We start from the raw sequence: 13890 nt of genomic DNA on the forward strand, positions 1-13890 counted from the left end.
GAACTCCCATGAAAATAACGGCAATCCATACGAAAATGATCAAAATTCCATTCCACAAAGGCGAGAAATGGTCGGGCGGCACCCGGTACAGCGCGCCTTCGCTGATCGTGCAGATCGAGACGGACGAAGGCCTGATCGGCATCGGCGAATCGGTTGGACCGACGATCCCGGTCATCCAGACCGTGGTGGATAAGGAGTTCGCCCCATTCATCATCGGACGCGATCCGATGGAGCTGGAGTCGATCCTTCACCGCCTGGAGGAATACTGCGTCAACTGGAAGCAAATCGGCTACTACGGCATGGCCGGCGTAGAGATGGCGCTGCTGGACCTGCGCGGCAAAATCCTGAACACGCCGGTCTATAATCTGCTGGGCGGCAAGGTGAAGCAGGAAGTCGCCTTCTCCGGTTATATTTTCATCGACAAGCCGGAGAACAATGCCGAAGAAGCGCGCAAGTTCGCCGCCGCGGGCTACTCCGAGCTGAAGCTTAAGGTCGGACGAGACATCGACCTGGATACGCAGCGCGTGAAGGCCGTGCGCGAAGCGGTGGGACCGAAGATGAAAATCCGCATCGACGCGAACCAGAACTGGAGCGTGCCGACCGCGATCAAGGCGATCCGCAAGATGGAAAAGTACGATCTGCAGATGGTCGAGCAGCCGACGCGTTATGACGACGTGGACGGCATGGCTGCCGTCGCCCGCGCCGTCGACGTGCCGATTATCGCCGATGAAGGCTGCGCCACCTACGAGGATGCCCTGCGGTTAATCGACAAGCGCGCTTGCGCTTGCTTCCTGGTGTACCCGTCCGAAGCGGGCGGCATTCTTAAAGCCAAGCAGATCGTCGATCTCGCCAACCATGCGGGCATCTGGTGCGTGACGGGCAGCTGGGCCGAGACCGGCATCGGCACGCTCGGCAACGTGCACATGGTCGCATCGTCGCGGAACTTCCCGTTCGCGAACGACACGCATCTGAAGTTCATGAAGGGCGATCTGCTCCGCGAAGAGCTCGTATTCAACAACGGCGCCATCGCCGTGCCGGACCGCCCGGGCTTCGGCATCGACCTGGACATCACGAAGCTCGACCGCTTCGGCGAGAATTTCGAGCGGGAAATGGTGTTCTACGACCCGCAGGATCCGCAGTTCCAGCCGCGCATCGGGCAGCTTCTGTAAGTGATCCGACCGGTCATTTTTAAATTACTGGCCGTCTCCATCTTGTGGGGCTGCAACTATGTGGCGAGCGCCTACCTGCTGCGGGAGTTTTCGCCGATCTTGCTCGCTTTGTCCAGGCTCATCGTCACCTCGCTGTTTTTGTTAACCGTCGGATGGATGAGTCAAGCGGTGAAAAAGCCGACCAGGCGCGAATGGATGTGGCTCGTATTGGTCGGCTTGACCAGCTCCCTGATGTACCAGATCTTTTACTTTGTCGGACTGACGCACACCAGCGCGGGAAATGCGGCGTTGATCATCGCCTTGTCGCCGATCGCCACGACGTTTCTGGCGCGGGCTTTTCTCAAGGAAAGGGTTACCGGCTTCAAGATTGCCGGCGCGCTGACGGCGCTCGTCGGCGTCGCGGTCATCGTGCTTAACGGCGGTAAGGTTACGGGCGTCTCGCACGGAGACTTTTTCATTCTGCTCGCGATGCTGACGCTGGCCGTAAGCGTACTGCTGATCCGCAAGGCGACGGAAACGATGAAGTCGATCGACGTAACGATCTATTCGACGCTCATCGGCACGGTGCTGTTGTTCCCCGCTGCGGGGATCGAATGGGCGCAAGGCCATCTGCATGCCGGCGGCAGCCCGTTGACCTGGGCGACGCTAATCGTCGTCGCGTTGATCGCGCAAGGGTTGGCGGGCTTGTGGTGGAACCAGGGCATCTCCGTAGCAGGCGCTTCGACGAGCGCGATGTTCATGAACATTCCGCCGTTCGTGGCCATATTGGTCGCCTATGTCGTGCTCGGAGATCCGATTATGCTGACGCAGATCGCGGGCGGCGCATTGATCGTCGTCGGCGTTGCCGTATCCAACAAGAAGCGGGCAGACCAAACGATTGCCGCTCAAACGGTTACCAGAGGATGAGGAGGCTGCGGATATGAACCGACCGACTGGCGAAGCGGAGGCGCTGCGTTGGCATTTGCCCGGCGACGCGCCCTTTCAAATAGCCGGGTTCGCGTGGTGGAAGGCGGAGCGCAAGTACCGCCGCCTGCCTGCCGTAGAGACGGGCGCCATTCGCGAGATCCTGGACGAATTGGCGGACAACACGTCCGGCGGACAAATTCGTTTTGCGACCGACGCGTCCAAGCTCGTCATTAAGGCGAAACTGTTCGCGCCGAACGTTGCGGAGCATGTCGCCGCCACCGCGGTCAACGGCTTCGATTGTTATTTAGGCAAGCCCGGCTCGCAGCTGTATTACGGGACGACCCGGTTCGCCCACGACGCCGACGAATACGAGTACGTATTCTTTGAAAATTTGCAGCGTAAAACCCGTTATGTCACGCTTCATTTCCCGTTGTTCCAGGGCGTGCATGACGTGCAAATCGGGACGAACGCGGATGCCGGCGTTTTCGAATTTCCGGCATATGCCGAGAAGCGCAAAATCGTTTTTTACGGGACTTCGATTACGCAGGGCGGCTGCGTATCCCGACCCGGCATGTCCTTTACGAACCTTTTAAGCCGGCGCTTCGACATGGAATTTATTAATCTAGGTTTTTCGGGCAACGGCAAGGGCGATCCGGAGATCGCGCGGATGATCGGCGATATCGAAGATCCGGCCTGTATCGTCGTAGATTACGATGCCAACAACGTGCATGCGGACGACTTGATCCGCACGGTGCCCGCGTTCCTTCGCATCCTGCGCAGCAAGCATGCAGCGGCGCCGATCCTCGTTTTATCGAGAATTCCTTACGGCTACGAACACACGAATACGGCCTCTTATGAGGACCGGGTGGTCAGAAGGGATTTTCAAAAGAATCTGGTGGGGTCCTTGCAGCGTGAAGGCGATCGCTTCATTCATTTCCATGACGGGGCCGACCTGCTCGGGGATCTCTGGAACGAATGCACCGTTGACGGCGTTCATCCGACCGATCTCGGCCATATGCGGATTGCGGACGGCTTGACGCCGCTGCTTCGAGAAATCCTGCAATACAATTAAACCTTAATATACCGGAGAAACGGGAGGGCGGTAGCGATGACAGATCGGGCGGAGCTCTTGTACGATGCGCGGAATACGCTAGGCGAAGGGCCGTGGTGGGATTCGGACAACGGTTGGCTCTACTGGACCGACATTACGGATAAGAAGATCCATCGGCTGGAGCCGGGCTCCGGGGAGCATCGGAGCATCGTTATGACGCAGGAGGTCGGCGCATTCGTTCCCGCGCGGGATGGCGGCTTTATTTGCGCGATGCGGGAAGGCTTCTACCGGTATGACCCGACCTCGAATACGGCCGATTCGATCGTTACGCTGGAGACGCATCTGCCAGGCAACCGGTTCAACGACGGCAAGTGCGATGCCGCCGGGCGATTCTGGGCGGGGACGATGGACGAAAAAGAGGAAGGTCCGTCCGGCGCCCTGTATTGCTTGGAAGCGGATCTCGGCTGCCGCCAGGTGCTGACGGACGTCACGATCTCTAACGGGCTTGCCTGGAGTGCGGATAACCGGACGATGTACTATATCGATTCGACGACCCGGGAAGTCGTCGCGTTCGATTACGATCTCGGGACGGGGAACGTGACGGCGGCAAGGACGGTCGTTCGCATCGGCGACGACGAGGGTCTCCCGGACGGGATGACGATCGACAGGGAAGGCATGCTCTGGATTGCGATCTGGGGCGGAGGCAAGGTCGTTCGCTGCAATCCCGCGACCGGCGAGCGCCTGCAGACCGTCGCCGTCGCCGCATCGCACGTCACCTCCTGCGCGTTCGGCGGCGAGCTGCTGGACGAACTGTATATTACGACGGCCAGGCAAGGCCTCAGCGAGCAACAGTTGATCGACGAGCCGAACGCCGGGGGCGTCTTTCGCTTCAAGACTGCTACGCAAGGTTTTGCGACGGTGCCTTTCGGCGGTTAACGCCGTCCGCACGGTATGGGCCCTGAGATTCGAAGGCTTACCATTACATCAATCGGAGTGAAATCCTATGCGCATGCAGACGATGCTTGCCCATTTCGGCGAAGAAACTTTTCACGGGGCGGTCGTGCCTCCTTTATTCTTGAATTCTTTGTTTACGGCGAATTCGTATGACGAGATGAAGTCGGAGGCGTCGTACCGTTATTCGCGCATGGGCAATCCAACGACGGACATGCTGGAAAAAAAGCTGGCGGCGCTCGATAACGGGGAAGCCGCCAAAGTGTTCGCGTCCGGCATGGCGGCGGTCTCTACCGCGCTGCTTCATTTTTTGAAGCAGGGCGACCATGTGATCTGCAGCTACCCGATCTATGGCGGCACCTACGCCATGCTGTCCGGATGGATGGCCCGTTATGGCGTGACCTGCGATTTCGTGGACTTCCGCGATTTGGATAACATTCGCGACGCCGTGAAGCCGAACACCCGCATGCTGTATACGGAAGGCTACTCCACGATGTTCATGGACGTCTTCGATCTTCGCGGCGCGATCGCGATCGCCAGGGAGCATGGCTTGGTGTCCGTCATCGACAATACTTGCGCGACGCCGGCGACGCTCAAGCCCCTGGATTGGGGCTTCGACGTCGTCGTCCATTCGTTGTCGAAGTATTTGTCGGGTCACAGCGACTTGACCGGCGGCGTCGTCGTCTCCAGCCAGGATACGATTCGGAAGCTGACCGCAATGGAGATCGGCGTGATCGGAGGCGCGCTTCCCCCTTTTGACGCGTGGCTCGCCACGCGGGGGCTTCGCACGTTCGGGCTGCGGATGAAGCAGCACGGCGAATCGGCCATGCGCGTCGCTGCGCTGCTGGACGGTCATCCTCAGGTGGAGCGGGTGAACTACCCGCTGCTGCCGGGCCATCCCCAGAATGAGTTGGCCGTATCCCAGATGAGCGGGCCGACAGGGCTGCTCAGCTTCGAGCTGCGCGGGGGAGAACCGGCGGTACGCAAGTTCATAGATAGCCTGCATTGGTTCAAGATCGGCGTCAGCTGGGGCGGCTTCGAGAGCCTCGTCTATGCGACGGCGATCGGCTGGCAGCAGGACGCGGTCGTCGGGACCGAATACGAGAGCAGGGTCGACAAGCTGGTGCGGCTGTCCGTCGGCCTGGAGGACACGGAGGATTTGCTGGAGGACGTGGAGCAGGCTTTGGCGCAGCTTTAGCGGCCCCGAATTACAAAAGAATGCTTAAAAGAAAGGACCGGCGACTGCTGAATGAATAGAATAGCTCTGGTCAATTTTTCGACCGTCGATTATACGATAGAGGAAAATATACTGCGTGAAGCCGGCTACGAAGTGGACATTTACGACGGCGTTGCGACAGCGGAGTTGCCGGAGACAGTGAAGGATGCCGAGGTGCTGGTCGTCCAGCTGCAGCAAGTGACGGAAGCGCTGCTGGCGCGCATGCCCAGCTTGAAGCTGATCGCCCGGGAAGGCATCGGCCTCGACAGCATCCCGGTGCAGGCGGCGAGCAAGCGCGGGATTACGGTCATGAACGTGCCGGACTATTGCCTCGAGGAAGTGGCCGTCCATGCCGTCAGCCTGCTGCTCGCGTCGCACCGCAAGCTGTTCCCGGCCTCGACGCTCGTTCGTGGGGGCCAATGGACGCGCATGCCCGAGCTTAAGCCGATCTTCGCCTTGTCGGAGCTGACATTGGGCTTGATCGGCATGGGACGCATCGGCGCGCAAGTCATCACCCGTATGCGGGGCTTCGGCTGCCGGATTATCGTGAGCGATCCGTACTTGAGCCAGGTCAACGTCCCCGAAGGCGTCGAGCTTGTATCGCTGGACGAGCTGCTCGCGCAGTCCGATCTGATCTCGCTGCACTGTCCGTACGTGGAAGAAACGAAGCACATCATTAATGCGCAGAACATCGCCAAAATGAAGAAGAAGCCCGTGCTGATCAATGTCTCGCGCGGACCGCTCATTCATGAAGGCGACTTGCTGGATGCGCTGAACCAAGGGGATATTTCCTTTGCGGGGCTGGACGTACTGACGGACGAGCCGCCTGCCGACGATCATCCGCTGCTGCATCATCAGCGAGCGATCGTCACCAACCATATCGCCTGGTACTCCGAGCAATCCGAAGCGCGGCTGCGGAATCTGACCTCGACGCGCATCATCGATTTCCTCGAAGGACTGGCGATTCCGAATGTCGTGAACAAGAAGGACTTGTAAAAGAAGGTTGCGCCGCATCGGCTGAGGCCGCTATGGGAGCTGTCCAATAGGTCATGAGATGACCGACGGGGCGGCTTTTTGGCTATCCGGAGATAGCGGCTTGTTCAAACTGTGCGCATTGAGCGAAGAAGGGGCAGTCCAGCTAGCGTGCTGAGGCTGTGGGGATGAGATTAGCGCAATTTTGTAGGATCGCATGATAGCGAGGAGGGCGGCGTAGGCCAATGATGTTAGAATAGTGCAATTTTGCGCTATTTTGTAGGATCGCATGATAGCGAGGAGGGCGGCGTAGGCCAATGATGTTAGAATAGCGCAATTTTGCGCTATTTTGTAGGATCGCATGATAGCGAGGAGGGCGGCGTAGGCCATTGATGTTAGAATAGCGCAATTTTGCGCTATTTTGTAGGATCGCATGATGGCGAGGAGGGCGGCGTAGGCCATTGATGTTAGAATAGCGCAATTTTGCGCTATTTTGTAGGATCGCATGATGGCGAGGAGGGCGGCGTAGGTCATTGATGTTAGAATAGCGCAATTTTGCGCTATTCTGTGTATCACGTGAGCGGCGAGGGAGCTGTGCATGCGAGAATACTGCGTTTCATGCCGCAAAGCAGCAAAGAGGCTCTGCTTGGAGCCTCTTTGCATCGATGACGGTGGCGGCTCACGATGAAGTGGGGCCTCACGCCGCGCAGCCGATTTCTTATTCGTCGACCATCCGGTTCGTGAGCGAGCCCAGCTTTTCGATCTCGATCGTGACGATATCCCCTTGCTTCAGGTACACGCGCTCTTCTTTGGGGAGGCCGAGGACGACGCCTTCGGGGGTGCCCGTCAGAATCACGTCTCCGGGATACAAGGTCATATGCTGCGAAACGTAGCTGACGATCTCGTCGCACGGGAAAATCATGTCCGAGGTGTTGGAGTTCTGCCGCACTTCGCCGTTCACGATGGATCGCATGGCGAGCGCGTTCGGATCGCCGACTTCTTCGGCCGTGACGAGGTACGGGCCGAGCGGGCTGAATTTGTCGAGCGATTTGCCGAGCAGCCATTGATGCGTGCGCATCTGCAAATCTCTCGCCGACAGATCGTTGACGCAGCAGTAGCCGAATACATAGTCCAGCGCTTCGGCTTGGCCGACGTATTTGGCGTCCCGGCCGATGACGATCGCCAGCTCCGCTTCGTAATCGACCTCGCTCGTCACCCGGTTCGGCAGCGGGATATCGTCGCCATGGGCGGCCAGCGTGTTGCTGAACTTGTTGAACAGGATCGGATATTCCGGGATCGGCGCGTTAGACTCTTCGGCATGCTTGCGATAGTTAAGGCCGATGCAGATGATCTTGCCCGGATTCGTCACGCATGGGCCGAAGCGGGCGTCGCTCTCCTGCAGCAGGTAGACTTGCGGCCCAGCCGGCAGCTGTTCGACATAACGTTCAACCGCTGCGACCGCTTCTTTTCCGCCGCGGATCAAGTCCATCGCTTCTGTCGGCACGCCTTGCGCTGGCACCGCTTCCAACGCTTTGCGCAAGTGTATAATTTCTTCCCCTCTAACAACGCCTAACGCGAGCTCATCGTCTTCCCGGATCGTTACGAATCTCATCTCTCAAGTCTCCTTATCGCAGTCTCTAAATCTATTATGCATTTTTGCCGAACGTGACGCCACCGTCAATGTAGAGCGGCGAGCCCATCATGAAGCCGGCTTCGTCCGAAGCAAGGAACAGGGCGGCGTTCGCCACGTCCTCGGGCCTGCCCAGCTCGCCGCTGAGCTGGCGGCTCTTGATGGCTTCGATCGCTTTTTCCGGATCGTCGTAGGCGTTTTTCAAATAGTTTTCGACAAATGGCGTGAAGATGGTGCCCGGCAGCAAGGCGTTCACGCGGATGCCGTAAGGCGCGTAATCCACCTGCATCGACTTGGTCAAGGCGAGGACGGCGCCTTTGGAAGCGGCGTAGGAGGCGCGGCGGGCAAGCCCGATCTCGGCAATGCAAGACGACATGTTGATGATGCAGCCGGATTTGCGCGCCATCATGCTAGGCAGCAAGTATTTGCTCGGCAAAAACACGCCGGCGATATTGACGCGCATCACCTTATCCCATTGCTCGAGCTCGAGTTCGTGCAGCGCTCCGACGCCGCTGATGCCGGCATTGTTGAAGAGGACGTCGACGCGCCCGAACGCTTGAAGCGCGGCTTGCGCCATCGCTTCCATCTCGGCCGGAGACGTGACGTCGCCGGGGATAAACGTGGCGCTGCCGCCGCTACGCTTGATCTCGTCAACCGTCTCCTGGCCTTTGGCCTGGTCGAGATCGTTAATGATGACGGTCGCGCCTTCCTGCGCGAAGCGCAAAGCGGAGCCCTTACCGATGCCTGAACCCGAACCCGTAATCAAACATACTTTGCCGTTTAGCCGCATATTCGGTATTCACACCCTTTTAGTTTATTATATAAAACTAAATTTATTATATAAAACTAATATAACATCCATCTTTGATGTCGGTCAATGAAAAAGAACCCGCTTTCAAACGCTTGGCGCGCTGAAAACGAGTCCTTGTTGGCGGTTCATTCGGCCGTCGATCTAGAGGATTCAGCTCGCTGGCTCCTTACTGCAAGGAGGACAGCTGCTCCGCCAGCCGCTGCACTTCCGCGAGCGCGATCGGCTTCTTGGCTTCCCAGCGAGGCATCGGCATCGTGAAGCTGACGGCCGTTGACGGCACGCCGCCCGGGTCTTTGACCGCCGCCGCGATGCACGCGATCCCGTTCACGACTTCTTCCTCGTCTACGGCGTAGCCGAGATCCCGGACGCTCTCGAGCTGCCCGATCAATGCCTCCACGTTCGAGGCGGTTTTTTCGGTAAACCGTTCAAATGCGGCGCCCGCGAACAACGCGCGAATCTGTTCGTCCGGCATAAGCGATAAGAGCGCCTTGCCCATGGCCGTCGCGTAGGCGGGAATTCGCATGCCCGGCTCGGATACGAGCCGTACAGGCGCCGGCGCTTCCCTTTTCGCCAGATACAAAATATGAGCTCCTTCCAAGCGGCCAAGCTGTACCGTCTCGCCGACCCGTTCGGCTGCGCCCGCCGCCAGGCGCTGAAACTGCGCGACGAGATCGATGCCGGAGAAGTAAGCGCGGCCCAGCGTGGCGAATACGGGGCCAAGGGCGTAGGTTTCGCCTTTTTCCCGATTCACCCAATGCAGCGACTCCATCGTCTGCAGAAGCGAAAACATCGTGCTCTTGTTAATTCCCGTCTCGGACACCAGGTCCATCATTCGCAGCCGGGAAGGGCGGGCCGCGATGCAATGAAGCACTTCATGCGCTCTTTCCAAAGCGGGCACCCAATATTTGCGCTCCGAACGCTCCATTTTTTCACCAGGTTTCTATAATAAACTGGGTTTATTATATCACAAGCTCCTTTTTCCCATAACGCCGTCGTTATTTGGTAGAATAGAAGAATTGACTTAAGGAGGTACATCGATGCCAGAGGTGAAGAAGCCCGGAAAGAAATATAAAGCCAAGCGGCCGACGCGCGACGAATTCGAGCTCGAGGAAATGGGAGAGCGTCTGGTGGAAGCCAAGCAAGAGGACAGCACCGTCGTACTGACCGTATGGGACGAGCCGGAGCCGGTACGCGGCCGGATCGTGAAGCTGGACGCACGGACGAGATTGGTACATGTCCAGACGCTCGAAAAGATCGCCAAGCTGCCCTTTCTGGATATTATGAGCGTCGAAAACCCCAGAGATTAAACGCATACCGGCTGACTTGCTGCGCTTCGGGAAAAACACTTTAATGCGGGGAGCGTTAACGCTTATACAGGTCTGATTTCGAATACCCGCTTGTACTGGCTTGGCGAGATGCCCGCGTACTTCTTGAACAGCCGGGTGAAGCTCTGCGCGTCCTGGAATCCGAGGTCCGCGCCGATCTCGGCGATGGTGCGTTCGCCCGCTTCCAGCAAGGATTTGGCCTTGGCGACCTTCATCTCCCGGTGGAGCAGGATCGGGGACTTGCCAAACGTGCGCTTGAACTGATTGCTGACATAAGTCGGATTCATGTGCAGCTCATTGGCCAGTTCGGCGAGCGTAAAGTTAGCTTCCGGCCGGGTCGCGATCTTGAGCAGCAGGGACAGGAAGCCCGCTGGCGGCAGGTCCGGATTCGCGGCGACGGATTGGCCGACGGCGCTGTCAAGCAGCACATACAGCAGCTCGAGCGATTTGGCTTTTTGCAGGATCACCTTCGGGAGATGTCCGTCGTCCGGATGCTGGCAGCGCATCAGTTCGTCGAATACATCCTCGAATCTGCGATGATCGCGCAGCGGATAAATAAACGGGATACGCAAGAAAGGCAGCACGTCGATCGCGTTCTGGATCCGGTACGTGAAGTGCCACCAGAGAAACTCCGTCTCCTCGTCGGTATCTTTGTACTGGTCATGTTCCAGGAACGGGGGAATGAAGATGACGGTGCCCGGAGCAATGTCGTATACGCGGTCCTCGACTCTGAGCTTGGCCGATCCGCTGCGGACGTAAGTCATCATATAGTAATCCTGAATGACGCGATTGCGGTAGTTGATCGACCGCCGGCGGTGATTGTCGAACTTCAGCACCGTCAGCTCGGCTGCCGCCAGCAGGGAACGAAGCGGATTATCCTTCATCTTGGAACCTCGCCCGGTATTGGGATGGGGTCTCGCGGTAATATTTTTTAAAAATCCGGCTGAAATACAACTGGTCCTCGAAGCCCGCGAGGCCCGAGATTTGCTTGATGTTCATGCTTGTCCGCTTCATGAGCTCGCAGGCCCGCTGGAGCCGGAACCGGAGGATGTACTGTTGCGGCGTCGTGGACGTGATGCGTTTGAATAAGGCGGTGAAACGGTCGGCGCTAAGATGAGAGAGCTCCGCCAATCGGCCGACATAAATCTCTTCCGCGTAATGATCGTGGATGTATTTAATCGATTCGTAGATATCGTTGCGCATCTGTCCCGCATCGAAGCCGCCGTCTCTGGCATTGTATCTTGCGATCGTCGAAAACAGATAGGACAGCAGGGACGAGGTGGCCAGCTCGTAGCCGGGCTTTTTGTCCCGTACTTCCTCCATCATCGCTTTGAATAATTCGACAATGCGGTCGTCAACGCCCGTTTGGACCGATTGGCTCTCCAGCAGTCCCGCCCGATGCAGGAGCTCCTCCGCGCCATACCCCGTAAAGTGGACCCAATATGCGAAAAACTCCTGTTCCCCGTGGTGGCCGTAGTACTGCTCTTCGAAGGGACGGATCATGAAAAAGCTGCCGGGTTCGAGAATCCGCCGTTGCCCCCGAAGTCGTGCGGTCATCGGCCCCGTATGATTGTAGGAAAGGTAAAAGTCCTTACGTCCCAGCCTTCGGTGCGTCATTCGGAAAAACGATTCGAACTTGTAGTAGCCGACCGAGTTGATCAGCAAATAATGTCCAGGATCGTTGAATCCCTTATCATCGTCGTCGGGCAGCCGGTAGAAGCTTTCGAACTCCACGTCTTCGCCTCGCCTTCGGAACGCCCTCGCGGGCCATTTGGCTTAACTGTATCATAAATGCGGGGAAAATCCATATTTTCACGGATAAATGGCATAGGACTTCCAGGGGTCGAAACTTATACTCGGAGGGTAAGCACATTGAAGCAGGAGGCCGTACGAATGGCGATTGCGCTTGGACTGGAACACGAAAGCTATAAATATGTACTCGGCGTCATGCATAAGTTTACGGTGCCGTTCGACGAACCGAAGGACATTCGGCTGACGTGCGGGAAAAACGACCGGGCGGCCGCGCAACTGCTCGTCTATTCGGAGGATGAGATGCTGATCGGCGTGAACGGCGAAGCCGCTTTTTACGAGCGGGGCCCGATCGACGTCCTCCGCGTAAGCGTGGAAGCGCCCGGATTGTCCCAAGGCCGCGTCAACGCCAAGCTGATCGGGCTGGTGGAGGATGACGACCGGCAGCTCAAGTCGGACATGATTCTGGAGCAAGGCGTCATTTACGTCGAAAAGAAAAGGGTGCAGCCTATTTGGGTCGAGGTGGAGCTCGATGCGGACGCGAAGCCTGGCGTTTACCATCCTCAAATTTCCGTCTACCGGCACCGGATGTTCGAGGATGAGACGCTCGTAGGGACGCTATCGTTCGAGGTTCGGGTGCTGGACGTAGAGCTGCCCCGGCCGGCAGATTATTCGTTTTATTTGGATCTCTGGCAGCACAATGCCAACATTGCGCGCAAATACGATGTCGAGCTGTGGAGCGACAGGCACTTCGCGATTATGGAGGGTTACGTCGCCTCGCTGGCGGAGCTCGGCCAAAAAGCGGCTACCGTGGTCGTCTCCGAGGTCCCCTGGTCGGGACAAGGCTCCGCGTTCGACAGGGTCGATCCGGCGAATATGTTCGAGTACAGCATCGTAAAAGTCGCGCGGCGCGCGGACGGGGAGTGGGCCTACGATTTCGGGGCGCTGAACCGGTACGTGGAGTTGTGCATGAAGCACGGCATCGACAGCGAGATCGAAGTGTTCGGGCTGCTCAATATTTGGGTCATCGAAGAAGCAGGCTACGGCCGGGTTATTCCGGACCTGGACGACGCCGTCCGCGTCCGATATTACGACGAGCGCAGCGGTACGTACAGATACATTAAAAACAAAGGCGAGCTCGCGCATTACGTGTCTGCGCTGGAGAAAAATTTTATCGATCGAGGCTGGATCGGCAAAGTGAGAATTCTGGCGGACGAGCCGGCGGATCTCGAACGGTTCCGCGGCCGCCTGAACGAGCTCCGGGCGATGGCGCCATCGTTCCGGTACAAAGTCGCGATTAACCATGCGGAGTTCATCAAGGAAGAGGGGCTGCTCGACCATGTGCCCAGCCTGGATTGCGTGGCGGACGAGTATGACGAGCTGATGGCTTTGAAGCAGGGCAAAGAAGGCCGGACGTTATTCTACGTCGCCTGCGAGCAGCTGCTCGCGAATACGTTTATCGCCTCTCATCTGCTGGAGAGCAGACTGCTCCCGTGGCTGGCCTGGCAATTCCGACTGGACGGCTTCCTGCGCTGGAACTATACGGTGTGGCCGAACGATCCGCTGAACAAGATTTCGTACCACTACCCGTTTTTCCCGGCGGGCGATACCAACTTCGTCTATCCGGGACGGGACGGAACGCCGATGCTGTCCCTGCGGTACAAGCTGCTGCAAAAGGGCATTCGCGACTTCGAGCTTTTCGCGCGTTACGTCCGCGAGGGCGGCGACCGCCGGGAGCTCGAGCAGCGTCTGCGCCAGGTGTTCCTGTGGAGCGACAAGAAGGAGCTGCACAGGCACTCGCGCAAGCGGAAGGAAGAGCTGTTCTCGCTGAACGACGAGCATTTCGAGGAGATCATCGCCGGCGTGCTGGAGGCGCTTGCGGGCACCGGCGAACATGTAGCCAGGGAAGCTTAAAATGAAATGAAACTGTGCGCACTTGTACGGGGACTGTCTTGGGCAGATCCCTTTTTTGCGTTTCGTCATTTTCGCCGCGATCCGCCTGTGACTTCGATGACATGAAGTCGTGACCGCGTCATCTTGGGTTTGGGTACACTGCTCCTGATGCATGCAGCCTTTTCATGAGATGATTGAATGACTTCTTATTCATATT

13 protein-coding genes are annotated in these 13890 nt (G+C 57.9%); 8 read left to right on the plus strand and 5 right to left on the minus strand.

Annotated elements, in window-relative coordinates:
- The first annotated feature begins 8 nt into the window (after window positions 1-8).
- The 6 genes from ACFSR7_RS00710 to ACFSR7_RS00735 all read left to right on the plus strand — a co-directional run bounded on the left by ACFSR7_RS00710 (window position 9) and on the right by ACFSR7_RS00735 (window position 6289).
- A complete protein-coding gene (locus ACFSR7_RS00710; RefSeq protein WP_378118177.1) occupies window positions 9-1169 on the plus strand; it encodes a mandelate racemase/muconate lactonizing enzyme family protein in 1161 nt (386 codons plus the stop codon).
- Entirely contained in the window at window positions 1170-2075 is a 906-nt protein-coding gene (locus ACFSR7_RS00715; RefSeq protein WP_378158431.1) for a DMT family transporter, read from the plus strand.
- Between the two features lie 13 nt (window positions 2076-2088).
- On the plus strand, window positions 2089-3147 hold the full coding sequence (locus ACFSR7_RS00720; RefSeq protein WP_378158433.1) for an SGNH/GDSL hydrolase family protein: 1059 nt from the start codon (window positions 2089-2091) through the stop codon (window positions 3145-3147).
- Between the two features lie 36 nt (window positions 3148-3183).
- Window positions 3184-4062 (plus strand): SMP-30/gluconolactonase/LRE family protein, encoded by an 879-nt coding sequence (locus ACFSR7_RS00725; RefSeq protein ID WP_378158434.1) that lies wholly within the window; start codon window positions 3184-3186, stop codon window positions 4060-4062.
- 67 nt (window positions 4063-4129) lie between these two features.
- Window positions 4130-5275: a trans-sulfuration enzyme family protein gene (locus tag ACFSR7_RS00730; protein WP_378158436.1), complete on the plus strand. Its 1146-nt coding sequence runs from the start codon at window positions 4130-4132 to the stop codon at window positions 5273-5275.
- Between the two features lie 51 nt (window positions 5276-5326).
- The gene (locus ACFSR7_RS00735; protein ID WP_378158437.1) at window positions 5327-6289 is read left to right on the plus strand and encodes a C-terminal binding protein; all 963 of its coding nucleotides are present in this window, start codon (window positions 5327-5329) and stop codon (window positions 6287-6289) included.
- A gap of 694 nt (window positions 6290-6983) precedes the next feature.
- Here ACFSR7_RS00735 and ACFSR7_RS00740 read toward each other — a convergent pair.
- From ACFSR7_RS00740 to ACFSR7_RS00750, 3 genes are all read right to left on the minus strand, one after another.
- Window positions 6984-7877: a fumarylacetoacetate hydrolase family protein gene (locus ACFSR7_RS00740; protein ID WP_378158438.1), complete on the minus strand. Its 894-nt coding sequence runs from the start codon at window positions 7875-7877 to the stop codon at window positions 6984-6986.
- Window positions 7878-7911: 34 nt separating this feature from the next.
- Window positions 7912-8685 carry an SDR family NAD(P)-dependent oxidoreductase gene (locus ACFSR7_RS00745; RefSeq protein WP_378158439.1) on the minus strand — a complete coding sequence of 258 codons (774 nt, stop codon included), beginning with the start codon at window positions 8683-8685 and terminating at the stop codon, window positions 7912-7914.
- Between the two features lie 187 nt (window positions 8686-8872).
- Entirely contained in the window at window positions 8873-9604 is a 732-nt protein-coding gene (locus ACFSR7_RS00750; RefSeq protein ID WP_378158441.1) for an IclR family transcriptional regulator, read from the minus strand.
- Between the two features lie 139 nt (window positions 9605-9743).
- Between ACFSR7_RS00750 and ACFSR7_RS00755 the strand changes: the two genes are divergently transcribed.
- On the plus strand, window positions 9744-10013 hold the full coding sequence (locus ACFSR7_RS00755) for a YolD-like family protein (protein WP_378158442.1): 270 nt from the start codon (window positions 9744-9746) through the stop codon (window positions 10011-10013).
- A gap of 62 nt (window positions 10014-10075) precedes the next feature.
- Here ACFSR7_RS00755 and ACFSR7_RS00760 read toward each other — a convergent pair whose 3' ends face one another.
- Entirely contained in the window at window positions 10076-10915 is an 840-nt protein-coding gene (locus ACFSR7_RS00760; protein WP_378158443.1) for a helix-turn-helix domain-containing protein, read from the minus strand.
- Entirely contained in the window at window positions 10905-11765 is an 861-nt protein-coding gene (locus tag ACFSR7_RS00765; protein ID WP_378158445.1) for an AraC family transcriptional regulator, read from the minus strand. Before ACFSR7_RS00765 ends, ACFSR7_RS00760 begins: the two co-directional genes overlap by 11 nt.
- Before the next feature lie 159 nt (window positions 11766-11924).
- Between ACFSR7_RS00765 and ACFSR7_RS00770 the strand changes: the two genes are divergently transcribed.
- Entirely contained in the window at window positions 11925-13694 is a 1770-nt protein-coding gene (locus ACFSR7_RS00770) for a DUF4091 domain-containing protein (RefSeq protein ID WP_378158446.1), read from the plus strand.
- The last annotated feature ends 196 nt before the right edge of the window (window positions 13695-13890 follow it).

The organism is Cohnella sp. GCM10020058 (genome assembly GCF_042683485.1).
Lineage (GTDB): Bacteria > Bacillota > Bacilli > Paenibacillales > Paenibacillaceae > Cohnella.

What these genes read in the sequence shown, in the direction of transcription:
- ACFSR7_RS00755 (WP_378158442.1), top strand. Translation starts at nt 9,744, where the DNA reads ATGCCAGAGGTGAAGAAGCCCGGAAAGAAATATAAAGCCAAGCGGCCG.
- ACFSR7_RS00710 (WP_378118177.1), top strand. Translation starts at nt 9, where the DNA reads ATGAAAATAACGGCAATCCATACGAAAATGATCAAAATTCCATTCCAC.
- ACFSR7_RS00770 (WP_378158446.1), top strand. Translation starts at nt 11,925, where the DNA reads ATGGCGATTGCGCTTGGACTGGAACACGAAAGCTATAAATATGTACTC.
- ACFSR7_RS00720 (WP_378158433.1), top strand. Translation starts at nt 2,089, where the DNA reads ATGAACCGACCGACTGGCGAAGCGGAGGCGCTGCGTTGGCATTTGCCC.
- ACFSR7_RS00725 (WP_378158434.1), top strand. Translation starts at nt 3,184, where the DNA reads ATGACAGATCGGGCGGAGCTCTTGTACGATGCGCGGAATACGCTAGGC.
- ACFSR7_RS00735 (WP_378158437.1), top strand. Translation starts at nt 5,327, where the DNA reads ATGAATAGAATAGCTCTGGTCAATTTTTCGACCGTCGATTATACGATA.
- ACFSR7_RS00745 (WP_378158439.1), bottom strand. Translation starts at nt 8,685, where the DNA reads ATGCGGCTAAACGGCAAAGTATGTTTGATTACGGGTTCGGGTTCAGGC.
- ACFSR7_RS00740 (WP_378158438.1), bottom strand. Translation starts at nt 7,877, where the DNA reads ATGAGATTCGTAACGATCCGGGAAGACGATGAGCTCGCGTTAGGCGTT.
- ACFSR7_RS00760 (WP_378158443.1), bottom strand. Translation starts at nt 10,915, where the DNA reads ATGAAGGATAATCCGCTTCGTTCCCTGCTGGCGGCAGCCGAGCTGACG.
- ACFSR7_RS00730 (WP_378158436.1), top strand. Translation starts at nt 4,130, where the DNA reads ATGCGCATGCAGACGATGCTTGCCCATTTCGGCGAAGAAACTTTTCAC.